The organism is Sphingomonas citricola (assembly GCF_019429535.1).
Classification (GTDB): domain Bacteria; phylum Pseudomonadota; class Alphaproteobacteria; order Sphingomonadales; family Sphingomonadaceae; genus Sphingomonas; species Sphingomonas citricola.
This window is the reverse complement of the sequence record NZ_JAHXZM010000001.1, coordinates 222,223-240,894: the sequence shown is the minus strand read 5'-3', so window position 1 is coordinate 240,894 and position 18,672 is coordinate 222,223. Positions and strand designations below refer to the sequence as shown.

At 69.0% G+C, this 18,672-nt stretch carries 16 protein-coding genes; 6 read left to right on the top strand and 10 right to left on the bottom strand.

The window, feature by feature from the left end:
• Positions 1-9: 9 nt before the first annotated feature.
• Positions 10-1,122 (bottom strand): DUF47 family protein, encoded by a 1,113-nt coding sequence (locus tag KZ810_RS01110; protein ID WP_258044261.1) that lies wholly within the window; start codon positions 1,120-1,122, stop codon positions 10-12.
• Between the two features lie 156 nt (positions 1,123-1,278).
• Positions 1,279-1,800: a ferritin-like domain-containing protein gene (locus tag KZ810_RS01105; protein ID WP_219767168.1), complete on the bottom strand. Its 522-nt coding sequence runs from the start codon at positions 1,798-1,800 to the stop codon at positions 1,279-1,281.
• 253 nt (positions 1,801-2,053) lie between these two features.
• On the opposite strand from KZ810_RS01105, the gene KZ810_RS01100 reads away from it, so the two are divergent.
• Positions 2,054-3,406, top strand: coding sequence for a cation:proton antiporter (locus KZ810_RS01100; RefSeq protein ID WP_219767167.1), 1,353 nt, complete (start codon positions 2,054-2,056; stop codon positions 3,404-3,406).
• 18 nt (positions 3,407-3,424) lie between these two features.
• Here KZ810_RS01100 and KZ810_RS01095 read toward each other — a convergent pair whose 3' ends face one another.
• From KZ810_RS01095 to KZ810_RS01075, 5 genes are read right to left on the bottom strand one after another with little or no spacing between them, the layout of a single operon-like run.
• Positions 3,425-3,769: a cytochrome C nitrite reductase gene (locus KZ810_RS01095; protein ID WP_219767166.1), complete on the bottom strand. Its 345-nt coding sequence runs from the start codon at positions 3,767-3,769 to the stop codon at positions 3,425-3,427.
• Positions 3,766-4,971, bottom strand: a complete 1,206-nt coding sequence (locus KZ810_RS01090; protein ID WP_219767165.1) for a molybdopterin-dependent oxidoreductase — start codon at positions 4,969-4,971, stop codon at positions 3,766-3,768. Before KZ810_RS01090 ends, KZ810_RS01095 begins: the two co-directional genes overlap by 4 nt.
• A complete protein-coding gene (locus tag KZ810_RS01085) occupies positions 4,952-5,539 on the bottom strand; it encodes an NADPH-dependent FMN reductase (protein ID WP_093003980.1) in 588 nt (195 codons plus the stop codon). Before KZ810_RS01085 ends, KZ810_RS01090 begins: the two co-directional genes overlap by 20 nt.
• Positions 5,540-5,565: 26 nt before the next feature.
• Positions 5,566-6,636, bottom strand: coding sequence for an LLM class flavin-dependent oxidoreductase (locus tag KZ810_RS01080; RefSeq protein WP_219767164.1), 1,071 nt, complete (start codon positions 6,634-6,636; stop codon positions 5,566-5,568).
• Positions 6,637-6,672: 36 nt separating this feature from the next.
• On the bottom strand, positions 6,673-7,581 hold the full coding sequence (locus tag KZ810_RS01075) for an aldo/keto reductase (RefSeq protein ID WP_219767163.1): 909 nt from the start codon (positions 7,579-7,581) through the stop codon (positions 6,673-6,675).
• A 54-nt stretch (positions 7,582-7,635) separates the two neighbouring features.
• Here KZ810_RS01075 and KZ810_RS01070 point away from each other — a divergent pair, with 54 nt between their 5' ends.
• Both KZ810_RS01070 and KZ810_RS01065 read left to right on the top strand, forming a co-directional pair.
• Entirely contained in the window at positions 7,636-8,712 is a 1,077-nt protein-coding gene (locus KZ810_RS01070) for a Gfo/Idh/MocA family protein (protein WP_219767162.1), read from the top strand.
• Positions 8,713-8,791: 79 nt separating this feature from the next.
• Positions 8,792-11,242, top strand: a complete 2,451-nt coding sequence (locus KZ810_RS01065; protein ID WP_219767161.1) for a TonB-dependent receptor — start codon at positions 8,792-8,794, stop codon at positions 11,240-11,242.
• A gap of 60 nt (positions 11,243-11,302) precedes the next feature.
• Here KZ810_RS01065 and KZ810_RS01060 read toward each other — a convergent pair whose 3' ends face one another.
• A complete protein-coding gene (locus tag KZ810_RS01060; protein WP_219767686.1) occupies positions 11,303-12,499 on the bottom strand; it encodes an MFS transporter in 1,197 nt (398 codons plus the stop codon).
• Between the two features lie 189 nt (positions 12,500-12,688).
• On the opposite strand from KZ810_RS01060, the gene KZ810_RS01055 reads away from it, so the two are divergent.
• The gene (locus tag KZ810_RS01055) at positions 12,689-13,705 is read left to right on the top strand and encodes a YeiH family protein (protein WP_219767685.1); all 1,017 of its coding nucleotides are present in this window, start codon (positions 12,689-12,691) and stop codon (positions 13,703-13,705) included.
• Here KZ810_RS01055 and KZ810_RS01050 read toward each other — a convergent pair.
• Positions 13,702-14,691 carry a LacI family DNA-binding transcriptional regulator gene (locus tag KZ810_RS01050; RefSeq protein WP_219767160.1) on the bottom strand — a complete coding sequence of 330 codons (990 nt, stop codon included), beginning with the start codon at positions 14,689-14,691 and terminating at the stop codon, positions 13,702-13,704. The genes KZ810_RS01055 and KZ810_RS01050 overlap by 4 nt on opposite strands.
• A gap of 64 nt (positions 14,692-14,755) precedes the next feature.
• Positions 14,756-15,376 (bottom strand): arylesterase, encoded by a 621-nt coding sequence (locus KZ810_RS01045; protein ID WP_308461455.1) that lies wholly within the window; start codon positions 15,374-15,376, stop codon positions 14,756-14,758.
• A 121-nt stretch (positions 15,377-15,497) separates the two neighbouring features.
• Here KZ810_RS01045 and KZ810_RS01040 point away from each other — a divergent pair, with 121 nt between their 5' ends.
• Together KZ810_RS01040 and KZ810_RS01035 are read left to right on the top strand one after the other, a co-directional pair.
• Positions 15,498-16,172, top strand: a complete 675-nt coding sequence (locus KZ810_RS01040; protein ID WP_219767159.1) for an ABC transporter ATP-binding protein — start codon at positions 15,498-15,500, stop codon at positions 16,170-16,172.
• Positions 16,169-18,667 (top strand): ABC transporter permease, encoded by a 2,499-nt coding sequence (locus KZ810_RS01035; RefSeq protein ID WP_219767158.1) that lies wholly within the window; start codon positions 16,169-16,171, stop codon positions 18,665-18,667. Before KZ810_RS01040 ends, KZ810_RS01035 begins: the two co-directional genes overlap by 4 nt.
• Positions 18,668-18,672 lie beyond the last annotated feature (5 nt).

The window sequence follows — 18,672 nt, the reverse complement described above, 5'->3', positions numbered from 1 at the left end:
CGCAGCCGGTCAGGCGTGATCGATGACGATGCCGTCGATCTCGTCGGCGACGTCCTCGAACGCGTCGACGATGCGCTCCAGATGCTTGAAGAGTTCGCGCTCGACGACGAAGCGGAGCGTGTCGCTCGCGCCGTTCTTCTGCAACGAGCGCTTGAGGCCCGCGGCGTGGATCTCGTCGGCATGGCCTTCGATGCGGACGACTCGCTCGGTCAGTTCGTGCAGACGATCGCCGTTGCGCGACACGTCGCGCAGCAGCGGGATCGCCTCGGCGGTGACGCGCGCGGCGTCGACGATGATCGCGGCCATGTCGCGCATTTCGGGCTCGAACTCGGTCACTTCGTAGAGATCGCACGCCGCAGCGAAGACCTGCATCTCGTCGATCGTGTCGTCGAGTGCGCCGATCAGCGCGGTGATCGCACCGCGGTCGAACGGGGTCAGAAAGGTCGCGCGCACCGTTTTCAGCACGTCGCGCGTGATCGCGTCGGCGTCGTGTTCACGCTCGACGATCTCACGGATATGCTCCTTGGCGGCCGGGCCACCCTCCAGCAGTCGCGCAGTCGCCTCCGCCCCGGCGAGTACGGTCGCGGCATGCGCCTCGAACATCTCGAAGAAATTACCGGTCTTCGGCAACAGCCGTTGAAACCACGCGAACATTGTACCCCACTTTTGGTTTGAAGCCCGATTCGCCGCCGCCCTAGCATTGGATTGTTGCACTGCAACGCGGAACTGCGACGGCGCGAACGAGCGGATCAATTCGCGCAGATCGGGTTCGTCGACGCGGTCGGCGGCTTCGGCGAGCGAGAACCAGCGGCGTTCGCGCTCCCCCTGCTCCTTCCACACCGGCAGTTCCTGCGTCACCGCGAGCGGGAATACGTCGACGTCGATCATCAGCGACGCGCCGCTGCCGCGCCGCTTGCGATAGCGATAGGCGCCGAGCGGCACTGGGCAGAGCGCCCCGGATACGCCGGCTTCCTCCTTCGCCTCCTGCGCCGCAGCGGCGGGCAAGGTGCTGCCCGCGCCGATGTTGCCCTTGGGGATCACCCAACGCCCCGTCCCGCGCGAGGTGACGAGCAGGATGCAGACGCCCTCGCCGCCTGCCGCGGCATCGATGCGGTAGGGCAAGGCAGCGATTTGTCGAATTGGAACGGCCCCCGGTGATGACGCGTGACGCGACCCGATTGGTACGCGCCGACGCCGTGCCCCCACTTACAGCGACGCCCCGAAGCCGTATAGCCCGGGGCGTCGTCGGATCGCCTGCCGTTGGGGAAATGGCGGAGATCAGTGGCTGGCGGTATCGCCCGCGCCGCGGCGCTGAACGTAGGCGAGCGTCAGCTCGGCATTATGGTCGTCGACCCAGTTGGCCATCGACAGTTCCTCGTCGAGCGAGGCGGTGAGCAGCGACGTCGCCGCGGCGAAATTGCCCGCGTCGGCGAGCGTGATAGGCGATTTGTAGCTCGCCGCCTCGAAATTCTCGAACGTGAAATTGGCGAAGGTGTTCTTCAATATCTCGTCGGGCGCGAAAACGTGTGCGATCGCGGCGAGATTGCCCGAGATCGACAGGCCGATGTCCTTGAGCGTCGAGTGCGTCTCGCCGAACGTCGCGAGGATCTCCTCCAGGCGCGCGATCTGCTGCTCGGTTTCGCTACGGTGGAGGCGCAGGCGGTCGGCGACCTGCGGGTAATTTTCCAGATGATCGAGCTGGCGATCGATCAGTGCGAGCGCCTGATGCTCGACGCCGTGCGCGTTCTTCAATCCGGTGACGAACACCGACTGGACGACGTCGTTCGGGTAGCTGGCCATGTCGTTTCTCGACGCGCGAGAGGGCAAGAGCGGGTGTCCGGTGCGGCCCGACCGAAGGCCATCACCACGACCAGACGTGCCGCGACAAAGCGCGCGACGACGGCGGCGTTCCGGAAAAAGTCATGCCTTTGATGCAGGTTAGCCAGTCTTCGCGACCTCGCGGGCGAGCAAGGCCACCGGCGCATGCGACCCGCGACGGCTTGCAAATCTGCGGCGTTTGGCGTTGTTCGCGCGTCGGGTGGGTAATGTAACGATGCAGGATTGGTTCGATAGTCTGACGCACACGCTGGGGGGCGTGCTGAACGCGCACGGTCCGCTGGTCGCGGGCAGCGCGAGCTATGCGCCGGGCGACTTTTCGATCCACTTCTTCCTGCAACTCGCGGTCATCCTGATCGCGTGCCGGGCGGTCGGCTGGATCGGGCGCGTCGCGCTCGGCCAGCCGCAGGTGGTGGGCGAGATGATCGCGGGCGTGGTGCTCGGCCCCTCGCTGCTCGGGCTCGTCGCGCCGGATCTGCAAGGCGCGATCTTCCCCAAGGAAACGAGGAACGTTCTCTACGCCGGCGCGCAGCTCGGCGTCGGGTTGTACATGTTCCTGGTCGGCACGACGCTGAGGCTCGACCATTTCCGATCGAAGGCGCGCAGCGCCTCGGTGGTGTCACTCGCAGGAATCGCCGCGCCGTTCGGCGTCGCGATTCTGCTGACGCCGTGGCTGCTGGGGGTGCCGGGGCTGTTCGCGGCGGGGATCAGCCCGTTCAACGCGACGCTGTTCCTGGGCGCGTGCATCGCGCTGACCGCATTTCCGATGCTGGCGCGGATCATCAACGAGCGCGGGCTGGCGGATTCGGCGCTCGGGACGCTGTCGCTGACCGCGGGTGCGTTCGACGACGCGTGTTCGTGGTGCGTGCTGGCGATCGTGCTGGCGACGTTCGGCGGCGGCGCGGGGATCGCGATCCTGGCGATCGGTGGCGGCGTCGCGTGGGCGGCGCTGGTGCTCATCGCCGGGCCACGCGTCCTCGCCCCCCTGGCGCGCGCGGTGGAGCGCGGCGGCGAGTTGACGCCGCCGTTGCTGGCGGTGGTGCTGATCGCGTTCTGCGCGTCCGCTTTCCTGATGGACGCAGTCGGCATCCATGCGATCTTCGGCGGGTTCATCATGGGCGTAGTAATGCCGCGGGGCACGTTGACCGAGGAGATACGCCGCAAGATCGAGCCGCTGACGGTCGTCCTGCTGCTGCCGATGTTCTTCACCTATTCGGGGCTCAACACGCGGATGGACACGGTCAGCTCGCCCGCGCTTTTGGCCGTGGCGCTCGTGATCCTGGCGGCATCGGTGCTGGCGAAGGGTGGCGCGTGCTATCTCGCGGCGCGGCTGGCGGGCGAGGACAACCGCACCGCGCTCGGCATAGGTGCATTGATGAACTCGCGCGGGTTGATGGAGCTGATCATCATCAACATCGGGCTGCAGAAGGGCATCATCGGCCCGACGCTGTTCGCGATGCTGGTGCTGATGGCGATCGTCACGACGATGATGGCGAGCCCGCTGTTCGAGTGGGTCTACGGGCGGCACGGTCGCGCGAGTGGCGAGCTGGGCGGCGTACCGGCTCGGTAAGCGTCAGCATATTCGTGGTTAGCGTGGGGGCGGTGCACCCTGCAAGGTGACGAGCGCAGCGACGATGGCGGGCTCGTCGGCCGGGGTGATCGGCGCATGATAGGCTTCGCGCATCTTGGTGACGGTCGCCTGCCACTTCTCGGCCGTCAGCGGCGGCTGGCGCGCGATCATGTCGGCGGAGTGGCAGGCAGTGCAGCGCTGCGTGACGAGCTCCCCCGCCGGGGTCGCGGGCAGCGCGGCGGTTTCCGCGGGCAGCGTGATGCTGACCGGCTGGAGCGCGCCCTCCACCTTCGTCGGCGTCGCGCCGGGTTCGGCCGAGCAGGCGGTGAGCAGCGCAGCGCTCGCGACGATCAGCGCCCTCATGCCGCGGTCACCGCGACCGAGGCGATCTGGCTGCGCATATAGCCGCCCGGGTTCCAGATCGCGTCCATCGACTGCGTCTGCCCGTCAGCGTTGGTGCAGCGCGCCCACAGGCGATAACCGCCGCGGGGCAATCCGCCGATCGTCGCTTCCCACAGACGGAAGCCGTATTTGCCCTGATCGGGAGCGAGGCGTGCGGCGTGCCAGCTACGCCCCGCGTCCATCGACAGGTCGACGCGCGCGACCGCGCTCGCCCCGCCCATCGCGAGGCCGCGGACGTAAAAGGGATCGTTCGCCACCACCTTGGTCGCGCGATCGACGCTGGTGAAGAAGGCGCGCGGCGTCATTCGGTTGATCGGGACGGTCGGGAAATCCTTCGCGCCCGGCTGCACGCCCGCGTCTGGTGTCGCGGGGATCTTGTAGGCCTTCGTCATCCAGTAATTGTCGTATTCGCCCGTCAGCACCTCGATCCGGTCGAGCGCCTTGACCCAGTAGGTCGAGTACCAGCCGGGCACGATCAGGCGGATCGGATAGCCGTTGAGCATCGGCAGCGGCGCGCCGTTCATGGCAAGCGCGATCATCACCTCACCGTCGCGTGCATGGTCGACGCTGAGCGACTTGGCGAACCACGGCGCGCCGGGCGGCGGACGGTCGAGCCCGGAGACGCGCACGTTCGCCGCGCCGGGTGCGACGCCGGCGAGGTCGAGCACGTCGCGCAGGCGAACTCCGCTCCACAGCGCATTGCCGATCGCGCCGTCACCCCATTGCGCGCCGGGGACGCGGGGGCTGAACAGGGCGCGCGAATTGCCCGAACATTGGTTGACCGCCGCGATCTCGACGCGCGGCAGCTTATGAACGTCGGCGAGCGAGAGCGCGACCGGCCGCCGCACTGCGCCGCCGACGCGCAGGCGGAAGGTGGCAGGGTCGACCGCGGTCGGGATGTCCTGATAATGCCAGCGAACGAAGAAGCGATCGTTGGGGGTGAACACCTGCCCGTCCATCGCGGAGAGCGGCGTCTCGAGCAGCGGCGCGCGTTCGCGCAGCACGATCATGCTGCCCTTCTGCGGCCAGTCGCCCGAGAGCTGGCGCGTGCCGCCCGCGAAGCCGAGGTCGACCTGCTGCGCCGCCGCACCGGTCGCCAGCCCGGCGCCGCCGAGGCCGAGCAGCGTCAGTGCTTCGCGCCGATCAGGCGAGCGCGGCAGCATCGTGCACCACCAGGGGAGCAAAGCGCGCGACCTGCCGCCCGACCAGACGTAGCTGTTCGACCACCGCGGCGTCGCTCGCGCCGCCCTCGTCGTCGAACTTGGTCACCTGGCTGTTGATCGCGGCGGCAAACGGCGTCGGCCAGCCGCGGAGCGCGTGGACGATCGAGCGCAGCGCCGCGATCGTCGAGCCCGTCGCCTGCCAGCCATACGCAGTCGCGATCAGCCCGACGGGCACGTCGGCGAGGTACGGCCGCTCCGCGTCGCGCGCGGTTTCCTCGAGCAGGTCGAGCGCGTTCTTGACCACGCCCGAGATGCTGCCGTGATAGCCGGGGCTCGCGATGATCACGGCCGACGCCTGACGCACCGCGGCGACGAACGCCTGTTCCTCGTCGGTCCGGCTGGTCGCCTTGGGATCGTAGAGCGGCAGCCGCGCGAGCGCGTCGCCGCCGAACAGGCGCGTGCAGAACCCCTGCTCGCCCGCCGCCTCCAGCGCGATCCGCAGCGCGCGCTCGGTCGAGGACAGCCCGCCGATCGTGCCGCCGATCCCCACCACCAATGGCTTATTCACAGCGACGTTCCTTGTCTTCGCCCGCCTTATAGCGGTGCGTGGTCGATCCGCGGCAATACGTGACGCGCGAACAGGTCCGCTTCCGCGGCATGGGGATAGCCCGACAGGATGAACGCGTCGATTCCCATGTCGCGGTACATCTGCAGCTTGGCGAGCACCTGATCGGGATCGCCGACGATCGCGGCACCGCAACCCGAGCGCGCGCGGCCGACGCCGGTCCACAAATTCTCCTCGGCATAGCCGTCGTCCGACGCATTCTCACGCAGCGCGGCCTGCGCAGCGACGCCCATTGAGGTCGCGTCGAGCGACTTGGCGCGGATCTGCGCGCCTTCCTCCGCATCGAGTTTCGAGAGCAGGCGGTCGGCATAGGCGCGCGCCTCCGTCTCGGTATCGCGGACGATGACGTGCGCGCGGTAGCCGAACTGGAGCGTCCGGCCGTAGTTCGCGGCGCGCTTCGTCATGTCGGCGATGATCTCCGCGACCTTCTCCTTCGTGTCGGGCCACATCAGATAGACGTCGCAGGCACGCGCGGCGGCGTCGCGCGCGTCGGGCGACAGGCCGCCGAAATAGAGCGGCGGCGCATTGCCCGAGAAGGTCTTCACGCCAGCGGGGTCGACGTCGAGCTTCCAGAACTCGCCCTGATGATTGAGATGCTCGCCGTTCAGGAGCGTCTTCAGGATCTGCATCGCCTCGACCGTCCGCTGGTAGCGCGGGGCGGAGGCGAGCTTCTCGCCCGGCAGGTCGGAGGAGATGATGTTGATCTTCAATCGCCCGCGCGCGATCTGGTCGATCGTCGCGATCTGCCGCGCGAGCTGCGGCGGCCAGCTTTCGCCGACGCGTACCGCCATCAGCAGGTGAATATTGCGCGTCAGCGTCGCGATCGCGGCGGCGAAGGCGGTGGTGTCGATGCCGAGCGCGTAGCCCGAGGGGAGCAGGATGTTGTCGAAGCCGCCGGTTTCCGCCTGCTGCACGATGTCGCGGCAATGCTCCCACGACGATTTGAGCCGCGGATCGGGGACGCCGAGGAATTCGTAATCGTCGTCGCACAGCGCCGAGAACCACGAAATCTCGCACGGCCCACGATTGGTATCGCTCATCGCCCTCTCCCCTTTTCGTTCGTTGTTTTTGCTCGGTTACGGCAGCCGCTCGCCGCGCGCGGCGACGAGGACGTCGTACCAATCCTGGCGCGACCAGCCGACCTTGAAGGCGTCGGCGAGTTCGGCGATCCGCGCGGTGTTCTGCGTGCCGACGATCGGGATGACGCGCGCAGGGTGCGCCATGATCCAGCTGTAGGTCGCGGCCGCCCGGCTGACGCCGAAGCGGGCCGCCACCGTATCTAGCGCGTCGGCCACCGCCTGCTCGCGCGGGTTACCCGGCGTCCCGATCCGCCCGCCGCCGAGCGGCGACCAGGCGAGCACCGCGAGGTCGAGCTCCATCGCCTGATCGATCAGTCCGTTGGTGAGCGGCTCCAGAAACAGCGGCGAGAATTCGGGCTGCTGCGAGGCGAGCGGCACCGACAGGAACGAGGCGAGCACGCGCGTCTGGTCGGGCGTGTAGTTCGATACGCCAACCGCCTTCACCTTGCCCGAGGATACCATGTCGTCGAGCGCGCGCGCGACCTCGTGCGGGTGCGCGAGGATGTCGGGGCGGTGGATCTGGTAGAGATCGACCGAGTCGACCTTCATGCGGCGGAGCGAATCGTCGAGTGCCTTCGCCAGATAAGCGGCGCTCGAATTGTACGGCACCGGCGGGGTGATCCCGCCCTTGGTGGCGAGGACCATGCGGTCGCGCAGGCCCGGCGTCTCGGCGAACACCTCACCCAGCAGCGACTCGGCGTCACCGAACCCGCCGCTGCCGTCGAAGCCGTAGATGTCGGCGGTGTCGAACAGCGTGACCCCGGCGTCGAACGCCGCCTCGATCAGCGCGCGCCCTTCTGCCGGGGAGACGCCGGCGAAACGCCACATCCCCCATGCAATCGGGCTGACAAGCAATCCGCTCTTGCCGAGCGGACGTGGTTCGGGCGATAGAGTGATTTCAGACATCGTTGTCATACGTAGAACCACGAGTTGAGAGGAGCAAGGGCTTTGGCAGGGCAAGTGCGTTACGGCCTGGTCGGCACCGGCATGATGGGGGTCGAGCATCTCAACAACCTGGCGATCACGCCGGGCGCGGTGGTGACCGCGATCGCCGACCCGATCGAACGCTCGCTCGGCTGGGCGAAGAAGGCGCTGGGTGGGCGCGCGGAGGGCGTCCAGTCGTTCGCCTCCTCCGCCGAGCTCGCGAAAAGCGGCCTCGTCGACGCGGTGATCGTCGCCAGCCCGAACTACACCCACCGCGACGTGTTGACGCCACTATTCGGCGAGGGGCTGGCGATCCTTTGCGAGAAGCCGCTCGCCACCACGATCCCCGACGCGCGCTGGATCGTCGAGCAGGCCGAGGCGAGCGGCCGCCCGTTCTGGACCGCGATGGAATATCGCTACATGCCCCCCGCCGCCGAATTCATCGCGCAGGTGCACGGCGGGCGCATCGGTACGCTCAAGATGCTGTCGATCCGCGAGCACCGTTTCCCGTTCCTGGAGAAGGTCGCCGACTGGAACCGCTTCAACGCGAATACCGGCGGGACGATGGTCGAAAAATGCTGCCACTTCTTTGATCTGATGCGGCTGATCACGCAGTCGGAGGCGGTGCGCGTCTATTGCTCGGGCGGACAAGACGTGAACCATCTGGACGAGCGCTACGACGGCCGCACGCCCGACATCATCGACAACAGCTATACGACGGTCGATTTCGCGAGCGGCGTGCGCGCGATGCTCGACCTGTCGATGTTCGCCGATGGCGCGACCAATCAGGAGGAGATCACCGCGGTTGGTGACAAGGCGCGGCTCGACGTGCTGATCCCCGACGGCGAGATCGTCTATTCGCCGCGCGTCGGGTTCATGAACCCCAAGCAGGTCGAGCGGACGACCGTCCACGTCGACGAGGCCGCGCTGAACGCGGGTAGCCATCACGGCTCGACCTTCTACGAGCATCAGCGCTTCAACGCCGCGGTCCGCGGCGAAGGCGCGGTCGAGGTCACCGCGCGCGACGGGTTGATGGCGGTCGCGATCGGCACCGCGGCGGAGATCAGCGCGCGCGAGCACCGCGTCGTGGAGATGAGCGAATTGGGGTTCTAGACGCACAAGGCAAAGTTGAGTGACAACGCTGACCTAATTCTCCAGCGAGAGAGTAGGTTTTAGGGAGGGACGAAAAATCATGAAGACGATGTTGAGCCTGGGCACCGCGTGGCTCGCGCTATTGGCCGTGCCCGCGGTGGCGCAGACGGGCACGCCCGAGACGACGACCGGTACCGGCAGCGCCACCGCGGCGGGCGATGTCGGCACCGACACCGCGACGCAGAACCCGTCGAACGAACCCGGCGACATCATCGTCACCGCGCAGAAAAGGTCCGAGCGGTTGCAGGACGTGCCGATCGCGGTGTCGGTCCTGTCGGGCGACGCGATCGCGGCGAAGGGCGCGGTCAACCTCGAGGGCGCGCAGTACCTCGTCCCCACGCTCAACTTCCGCAAATCGGGCACCGCGATCAACCAGTCGCTGTTCCTGCGCGGCGTCGGCACCTCAACCTTCTCGATCGCGGGCGAGCCGTCGATCTCCACGGTCGTCGACGGCGTCGTCTACAGCCGCGCGGGCGAGGCGTTCAGCGACCTGATCGACATCGATCGGCTGGAGGTGCTGCGCGGGCCGCAGGGTACGTTGTTCGGCAAGAACACATCGGCTGGCGTCATCAACATCGTCACCAAGCGGCCGGGCAAGGACTTCGGCGGCTTCGTCGACGGCGGCTATTATTTCGGCAACGGCAACGAATACCGCGTCCGCGGCGCGCTCGACCTGCCACTGAGCGAAGGCATCGCCGCGCGCGTCACCGGCTTCTACGGCAATTACGACGGCAACATCCGCAACAACGCCTATGGCGGTCGCCGTGTCAACGGGTACGACCATTGGGGCGTGCGCGGGATGATCGTCGCCGATCCGACGCCGGACCTGACGATCACGATCATCGGCGATTACCGCGAATCGAAGGACGATTGCTGCGCCGAGGTAATCGGGACCGGCCCGACCGTGACCAACGCCACTACGGTCGCGCAGGTCAACGGCTTCATCAATTCGGGCGTGCTGCCGACGCCGCAGGGTGATCGCACGCGGCGGGTCAATCAGGACCTGATCACGCACACCGACGAGAAGAGCTGGGGCGTGTCGGGTCAGGCCGACTGGACGCTGGGCAACCAGACGATCACCTACATCGGATCGTACCGCGAATACGACAACACCGAGATCCGCGACGGCGACTGGCTGCCGCGCGCGTATACGACGTTCAACCAGTTGCACGACGTCGGCCCGCAGACGTCGAACACGATCACGCAGGAAGTGCGGCTGACGAGCCCGTCGGACCAGTTCTTCTCCTACGTGCTGGGCGCGTTCTACTCGCGCGCGGAGACGACGCGGACCTTCACGCGCAGCGACGTGGTGTGCACCCCTGCCCCGGTCGTCCCGGTGCCGTGCTCGACCGCGGGGCTGACCGTCACGCGCCCGACCGGCACCGCGGTGTTCGGATCGGTGTTTAAGAACCTCGCCTTCTTCGGTCAGGGGACGCTCAACTTCACCGACCGGCTGCGCGGCATCGTCGGGGTGCGTTACACGACCGACCAGTTGGACGTGTTCCACAGCCGCCAGACCGCGCTGACGGGACCGGGCATCTCGCCCAATTTCGACCAGGGCGTGTACAACGAATATGTCCGCCTCGTCCGCGCGGGTGTGTCGCCGGTGACGGCGGCGACGCAGGCGGTGCCCGCCTCGAACGGCGTGCCGTTCCGCGGCAAGACGACCAACGACAATTGGTCGGGCCGCGTCGGCTTGCAGTATGACATCGTGCGGCAGTCGACCGCCTACGCGACCTATTCGCGCGGGTACAAGGGTCCGGCGTTCAACATCTTCTACAACCTGACCGGCACCGGCACCAACGTGATCCAGCCCGAGACGGCCGACAGCTACGAGGTCGGGCTGAAGAACACGTTGTTCGGCGGCAAGCTGGTGATCAACCTCGCGGGTTATTACGCCAAATATTATAACTTCCAGGCGAACAACCCCGACGTGATCGAGGGCGTGCTCGTCACGCGCTTCACGAACGCGGGGCAGATCTCGACGCGCGGCGGCGAGCTCGACCTGTTGTTCCAGCCGGTGCGCGACCTGTCGTTCTCGGGTGGCCTTGCCTATACCGACGCGCATATCGACCAGTTCCGCGTACCGACCAACGGCGCGACGACGGGGGTGGTCCCGAACGGCACCACGCTCGCCTACGCACCGAAGTGGAAGGGCTCGCTCGGCGCCGACTATCGCCTGCGCACCGGCGGCGCGGTCGATTTCGCGCTGGGCGCGCAGGGGTCGTACCAGTCGAAGCAATTGTCGCAGCTCGACGCGAGCCAGGCGGTGCGCGACGCGACCACGATCAAGGGCTACGGCCTCGTCGACGTGCAGGCCGGGATCGTCGAGGCGAACGACCGCTTCCGCGTGAACTTCCAGGTCAAGAACCTGTTCGACCAGAGCTTCGCCGCGGCGATCACCTCGGGTGGGCCGGGCGGCAGCTACCGCTACATCATCCCGCGCGAGGCGGACCGCTATTACGGCGTCAACGCGCGCGTGAACTTCTAAACAACGCCCATAAGAAAAAGCCGGCGAGGGGCGACCTCACCGGCTTTTTCGTGTCCCGCGTCAGTGCGCGATGATCGCGGGCGCGTCGCCGTCCTGCTCGACGGCGACGATACGCGGGATCAGCAGCTGAATGAAGCCCAGCGCCAAGAGGTACGATGTCGCGCAGATGACGAGCGCGGGGGTGTAGCCGAGCCCGTGCGCGAGCGCCCATGCCTGGAACTGGATCATCCCGATCGAGCCCAGGTTACCGCAGAACGCCGCGATCCCGATCGTCGAGCCGACCGCGCGCGCGGGCGTTACGTCGGTTGCTAACCCGAAGATGTTGGTCGAGAACCCCTGGTGCGCGAACAGTCCGAGCCCGAGCAGCAGTGCCGCCGACCACGGGCTGTCGACCGACATGACGAGCGGGACCGGGGTGACGAGCAACGCGTAGAGGAGCAGCGCCGACTTGCGCGCGGCGTTGACGCTCCACCCGCGCGCCATCAGTCGCGCGGGCAGCACGCCGCCGCTGATCGCGCCCATCGCGGCGAGGCCGTAGGTCAGGGCGATGGGCCAGCCGAGCGTGCCCTGCTGCAACCCGAACAGGCGGTGGAACAGGTCGGGCAGCCACAGCAGCATGAAGAACCACACCTGATCGGACAGCACCTTGGCGACCGCGATCGCGAGCGTGCGGCGGCTGCGTAAGATGTCACCCCAGCGGATCGGCGCCGCCGCGACCGCGTCGAGCGCGACGGGCTTCACGCGCAGCGCGAACCAGACCGCGACCCAGACGAGCCCGAGCCCGCCCGCGAGCAGGAACGCCGCCTGCCACCCGAATGCGACCGCGAGCGGCGGGATCAAGGCCGGGGTCAGCACCGCACCGACATTGGGCGCGGTGTTGCCGATGCCGAGTGCGATCTGCCGGTCGCGGTGGTTGAAATAGGTCGCGGCCGATTTCACCGCGGCGGGCGTCCCGATCGATTCGGCGACGCCGAGCACGACGCGCGCGCCGAGGAAGCCCGTCACCGTGGTCGCGAACGCGTGCGCCATCCCCGCGAGGCTCCACACGCCGACGCCGATCCCGAATCCGCGACGCAAGCCCACACGGTCGATGAACCAGCCGGTGCCAAGGAAGGCGAACGCGGTCGCGACCTGGAACGCGGTGCCCATGTTGGCGTAATCCTGATCCGACCAGCGGAACTCGGCCTCGAGCGTGGGTTTGAGTAGCGCTAGGATTTGCCGGTCGACGTAATTGAGCATGATCGCGACGAACACCATCGCCACGATGATCCACCGCGCGCGATTGCCCGCCCCACTTGCCGTTCCGCCGGCAACGCCGTCCACCGCCACAGCCCTCTCCCGCTTGTTTAACGACAACGTTGTCAGAGTGTGCTCGCTTAGGCTAGTCCCTGTGGCACTCTAGCACTGGGATCGACGATGGCGGCTACACGTTCTGGCACCCTGCCGATGGCGGCCGACCTGTACGGCGATCTCGAACCCAGTCCCACGGCGACGTGGCGCGACCATCTGCCTGGGCTCGTCATCGTCGCGGCGGGTACGCTGGCGGCGGGATTCATCTCCGACCATTACGGCGCGCCGCTGACGCTGATGGCGCTGCTGATCGGTCTGGCGCTCAACTTCCTGTCGGCCGACGGACGGTTGACGCCGGGGCTGGGGTTCGCGTCGCGCTCGCTGCTGCGCTGGGGGATCGTGCTGGTGGGACTACGCGTCACCTTCGGGCAGATCGTGGCGCTGGGACCGGTCGCGTTGCTCGCGGTGCTCGTGATCGTCGCGTTGACGATCGGCTGCGGCGTGCTGATCGGGCGCAGATTAGGCTTCGACGCGGCGTTCGGAACGCTGGCGGGCGGCGCGGTCGCGATCTGCGGCGCGAGTGCGGCGATGGCGCTGGCGACGACGCTGGGCGAACGCCGCGCGAGCCAGGCGCAGCTGACACTGGTGCTGGTCGGTATCTCGGCACTGAGCGCGCTGGCGATGGTCACCTACCCGTTCGTGGCGCACGCGCTCCACATGAGCGATTTGAAGGCCGGGTTCCTGCTCGGCGCGTCGATCCACGACGTCGCGCAGGCGCTGGGGGCGGGCTATTCTTATTCGGACGCCGCCGGGCAGATCGCCGCGATCGTCAAGCTGACGCGTGTCGCGCTGCTCGCCCCCGTGCTCGCGATCGTCGCGATGTTCCTGCCGCGTGGTGAAACGTCGGGCAAACGGCAGGGACTGCCGTGGTTCGTCGTCGGTTTCTTCGTGCTGGCGGGCGTCAATTCGACCGGCGTGATCCCCGCGATCGTCACCGGCACCGCCGAGCGCGTCGCCGCCGCGCTGCTCGCCGCCGCGGTCACCGCAACCGCGATCCGGTCGCCGCTGCCGCAACTGCTCGAGGCCGGGCCGCGCCCGATGCTGGTGATCGCCGCCTCGACGCTGTGCGCGTTCCTGCTCACGCTCGCCGCGGCGGTGTTCCTGATCGGCTAGCCCGTCGAATCGCGCACCATCAGCGCGTGGGGCAGTTCGCGCTGCTCAAACGTCTCTTCGGGCGCGAGCAGCAGGTCGGCGGCGTTCCAGGCGAGGTCGCGCACCGGCTGGCGCATCGTCGTGAGCGGCGGCCAGACATAGCTCGCGAGCGGATCGTCGCCGAAGCCCGCGATCGCGACCGCGCCGGGCACCTTGACCCCGCGCCGGTGCGCGGCAGCGAGCGCGCCCGCCGCCATGTCATCGGAGGCCGCGAAGATCGCGCTCGGCGGTCGGGGAAGCGACAGCATCGCCTCGGCCGCGCGCGCGCCGCTCGCGAAATCGAAGTCGCCCTGCTCGATCAATTCGGGTTCGGGTGCGATCCCCGCTTCGGCGAGCGCCGCCAAATACCCCTCGCGCCGCTGCGCGCTGGTCGCGAAATCACGCTGCCCGACGATATGCCCGATGCGCCGATGGCCGAGCGACAGCAGGTGCCGCGTCAGCTCGGCCGCGGCGGCGCGGTTGTCGATGAAGACGGCGGCGCTCGCCTCGGGCCGGCGTCCGGGCGAGACGCGCACGACGCGGACGCCGCGTTCCTTCAGGAAATCGAGCACGTCGTCGTGATCGCTGACTGGCGGGGTCAGGATCAGCCCGTCGAGGTGGCTGGTCGCGACCAGCGCCTCGACCTCCTCGAGCAACCGTCCCGAGTTTCGGTCGTACGGCTGCGCGATCATGCGGACGCCGTCCGCCTCGCAGCGATCGCGGATGCCGGTCTGCATCGCGTATACGTAGGCGGGGCTGGGATTGTCGCAGATCAGCCCGATCTGGAAACTGCGCCGCCCGGCGAGCGAGCGCGCGGCGAGGCTGGGGCGGAAATTGAGCGCGCGCACCGCCTCCTCGACCCGCTCACGCGTGGCGGCGCCGACGTAGCGTTCCTTGTTGAGCACGCGGCTGACCGTCTTGATCGATACGCCCGCGCGTTCCGACACGTCCTTGATCGTCGAACGCAATTAGGTCCCTCCCCTCACGCATCCGTAGTGCACGGCCACGCGCGGCGCGACAATGGCCGACGCATCAGCGCGCGGGCACAAGTGCCCGTTCGACCAACGGCGCTAAGCGGTCGGCGATGCGTTCGACCCCGCGCGCATTGGGGTGGACGCGGTCGCCCTGCATCAGCACCGGGTCGCCGATCACGCCGTCGAGGATGAAGGGGTAGAGCGAGCCGTCGTAGCGCCGCGCGAGATCGGGCCAGATCGTGTCGAACGCGGCCACGTAGCCGGGGCCGAGATTGGGGGGCGCGCGCATCCCCGTCAGTAAGACCGGCAGCTTGCGGCGCTTCAATTCGTCGAGCATCGCGACCATGTTCGCGCGCGTCTCCTCAGGCGCGATCTGCCGCAGCACGTCGTTGCCGCCGAGTCCGAGCATCACGAGGTCAGGCGCGCGCTTCTGCTGGTCGAGCACGAAGGCGAGCCGCTGCCGCCCCGCCGCACTGGTATCGCCTGAGACGCCCGCGTTGACGAGCGTCGCGTTGATGCCGGCACGGCGCAGGCGCGCCTGGACCGCGTCGGGCAGGCTCTGCCCGCGGCCGAGCCCGTAACCCGCGTAGAGGCTGTCGCCGAAGGCGAGCACGACGCGCTCGGAGCCTTGCGGGCGCGGGACTTCGGCGGGGGCCGCCGCGTTCGCGTCGTTAGCCACGTCACTTGCAGCAGGCGTGGGAGTGGAGGCTTGACGCTCACAACCTGCCACCGACATGGCGGCGAGCATGGCGGCCGCGCTGCGCGTCACCGACTTGGCTGGGAACAAGGGCGTTTTCCTCATGGCGACCGACACCGACACGACTTCTATGGTGATCGACGCGCGCGATGTCACCTTGACGCTGAGCGAGACACCGGTGTTGCGCGGCATCTCGCTGCGCGTTGCCCGCGGCGAAAGCGTCGCGCTGCTGGGGGCATCGGGCTCGGGGAAATCATCGCTGATGGCGGTGCTGACCGGGCTGGAACGCGCGAGCGGCGGCAGCGTGATCGTCGACGGGCTCGATTTCGGCGCGCTCGGCGAGGACGAACTAGCACGCGCGCGGCGCGGGCGGATCGGGATCGTGCTCCAGGCCTTTCACCTGCTCCCCACCATGACCGCGCGCGCGAATGTCGCGGTACCGCTCGAACTCGCGGGCGTCGCCGACGCGTGGGACCGCGCGAGCGAGGAGCTGGCCGCAGTCGGGCTCGCGCACCGGCTCGACCATTATTCCGCGCAGATGTCGGGCGGCGAGCAGCAGCGCGTCGCGATCGCGCGCGCGCTCGCGCCGCGCCCGCCGATCGTGTTCGCGGACGAGCCGACCGGCAATCTGGATACCGCGACGGGGGCTGCGGTGATGGACCTGCTGTTCGCGCGGCAGGCGGCATTGGGCGCGACTTTGGTGGTGATCACCCACGACCACGCGCTCGCCGCGCGCTGCGATCGAACGGTCACGCTCGCCGACGGGCGGGTAGCGTGAGCCGCTGGCGTTTCGCCTGGGGTGTCGCGCGACGAGAGCTCGACTGGCGCTTTCGCGGGCTGCGCATCTTGGTCGCATGCCTGTTCCTGGGCGTCGCCGCGCTCGCAGCGATCGGCGGGCTGGCAGCGGCGGTCGGCGACGAGCTGGCGGCGCGCGGCGCGACGATCCTGGGCGGCGACGTCGAATTCTCGGTGTCGCAGCGACGCGCGAGCGCCGAGGAACGCGCATTGTTCGCGGCGGCGGGGCGCGTGTCCGAGACGATCCGGATGCAGGCGAATGCGGTCACCCCCGCGGGCGGCGCGCCGATCCAGTTAAAGGCGGTCGACGACGCCTACCCGCTCTATGCCCAGGTGCATCTGGCCGACGGCCGCCGCGCGATGCATCCGCCCGCGGGTGCGGCGTGGATCGCCCCCGCACTCGCCAGCCGGCTCGGGCTCGGGCGCGGCGCGACGATCGGGCTCGGCAGCGCCATGGTCCGCGTCGACGGTGTCATCGCCGACGAGCCCGACCGGCTGGGCGAGGGCTTCACGCTCGGCCCCGTCGTGCTCGTGTCGACTGCGACGCTGGCGCGGACCGCGCTCGTTCAGCCCGGCAGCCTCTACGACACGCGCTACCGCGTCCGACTGCCGGCAGGCACCAGCCCCGACGCGGTCGCGGCGCGGGTCACGCGCGCCTTCCCCGCGGGCGGGTGGGAGACGAAGACGCGCGACCGTGCCTCGCCGGGTGCGTCGCGTTTCATCGATCGCATGGGTGAGTTCCTGACGCTCGTCGGTCTCGCCGCGCTCGCGATCGCGGGGATCGGCGTCGGCGGCGGCGTATCGTCGTTTCTCAGCGCACGGCGCGGCGGGATCGCGACGCTGAAGACGCTGGGTGCGACCGGGGGCGATATCGCGCGCGTCTACGCGATCGAGATCGGGGTCGCGACCGTTATCGGCGTCGCGGCGGGACTGGCGGCGGGGGCGGCGGCGATCCCGCTGCTCGCCGAGGCGCTTGGCCGCGTCCTGCCGGTCGAGGTCGGGCTGGCGATCGCGCCGTGGCCATTCGCGCGCGCTGCACTCTACGGCGCGCTGATCGCGGTGGCGTTCGCCGCGCCACCGATCGCGGCGGCGAGCGCGACCCCCGCCGCCGGACTGCTGCGCGGCGCGCTCGCCCCGCTGCGTGCCGCCCCGTGGCGCGCGCGGCTGGTGGCGCTGGTGGCGGGCGGTGCGGCGATCATGCTCGCGATCGGCACCTCGGCGCAGCCCGCGCTCGCCGCCGGGTTCCTGGGCGCGCTCGCCGCGACGCTGCTGCTGCTCGGCGGCCTAGGACGCGTCGTCCGCATAGCGGCGCGGCGCCTGCCCGCACCGCGCCGTCCGCTGCCGCGGCTCGCGCTCGCCGCGCTTCACCGGCCCGGCGCGCGGACCGAGGCGCTGGTCGTCGCGCTCGGCCTCGGGCTGACGCTGTTCGTGCTGCTGACCGCGATCCGCACCAGCATCGACGCGGCGATCGCGACCACGGTGCCGGCGCGCGCGCCCGCGCTGTTCGTGCTCGACGTGCCGCGCGACCGCGAGGCCGAGTTCCGTCGCATCGTCGCCCGCGTCGCACCCGGCGCGGGGGTGACGACCGTGCCGCTGCTGCGCGGGACGATCACCGCCTTTGCCCGCACGCGCGTCGCCGATCTGAAGCAATTGCCCGAGGGCGCATGGGCGCTGCGCGGCGAGCGCGGGCTGACCTACGCCGACACGCTGCCCGCGGGGAGCACGATCACCGCGGGACGCTGGTGGCCGCGCGGCTATGCCGGTCCCCCGCTCGTCTCGGTCGACGAGCGGCTGGCGAAAGCGCTCGATCTACACGTCGGCGATCCGTTGACGATCAGCGTGCTGGGGGTCGAGCGGAGCGCGCGCATCGCCTCGTTCCGGCGCATCCAGTGGGACACGCTGGGGTTCAACTTCGTGCTGGTGTTCTCGCCCGGCACCTTGGCGGACGTGCCGCACAATCTGGCGGCGACGATCGACGCGCCGAGCGCGCGGACGAGCGCGATCACCGCGGCACTGCTCGCGCCCTTCCCGTCGTCGTCGGCGATTGAGGTACGCGGCGTGCTGTCGCAGGTGCGCGACCTCGTCGGTCAGGTCGCGTTGGCGATCGCGGCGGCGGCGGGCGTCGCGGTGGTGGCGGGGATCGCGGTGCTGGTCGGCGCGATTGCGGCGGCGCGCGAGGCGCGGACCTACGACGCGGTAGTCTTGCGGATGCTGGGGGCGACGCGCGCGCAGTTGATCGCGGCGCAATTGATCGAGTACGCGATGCTGGGCGCAGTGGTCGCGGGCGTCGCGCTGGTGATCGGATTGTCGGGCGCGTGGTACGTGGTGACGCGAATGTTCGACTTCCCCTGGGCACCCGATCCTTCAGCGGTCGCGGTCACGCTGGTCGCGGGACTGGGGGTGACGGTGCTGATCGGCATCGCGGGCGCGTGGCCGATCATGCGCGTGCGGCCGGCGCGCGCGCTGCGCACGATCTGATCTGG

Coding starts and splice junctions, on each gene's coding strand:
- KZ810_RS01055 (WP_219767685.1), top strand. CDS start 12,689: ATGGCGGCCGACCTGTACGGCGATCTCGAACCCAGTCCCACGGCGACG.
- KZ810_RS01105 (WP_219767168.1), bottom strand. CDS start 1,800: ATGGCCAGCTACCCGAACGACGTCGTCCAGTCGGTGTTCGTCACCGGA.
- KZ810_RS01090 (WP_219767165.1), bottom strand. CDS start 4,971: ATGCTGCCGCGCTCGCCTGATCGGCGCGAAGCACTGACGCTGCTCGGC.
- KZ810_RS01065 (WP_219767161.1), top strand. CDS start 8,792: ATGAAGACGATGTTGAGCCTGGGCACCGCGTGGCTCGCGCTATTGGCC.
- KZ810_RS01100 (WP_219767167.1), top strand. CDS start 2,054: ATGCAGGATTGGTTCGATAGTCTGACGCACACGCTGGGGGGCGTGCTG.
- KZ810_RS01095 (WP_219767166.1), bottom strand. CDS start 3,769: ATGAGGGCGCTGATCGTCGCGAGCGCTGCGCTGCTCACCGCCTGCTCG.
- KZ810_RS01040 (WP_219767159.1), top strand. CDS start 15,498: ATGGCGACCGACACCGACACGACTTCTATGGTGATCGACGCGCGCGAT.
- KZ810_RS01080 (WP_219767164.1), bottom strand. CDS start 6,636: ATGAGCGATACCAATCGTGGGCCGTGCGAGATTTCGTGGTTCTCGGCG.
- KZ810_RS01075 (WP_219767163.1), bottom strand. CDS start 7,581: ATGTCTGAAATCACTCTATCGCCCGAACCACGTCCGCTCGGCAAGAGC.
- KZ810_RS01060 (WP_219767686.1), bottom strand. CDS start 12,499: ATGGTGTTCGTCGCGATCATGCTCAATTACGTCGACCGGCAAATCCTA.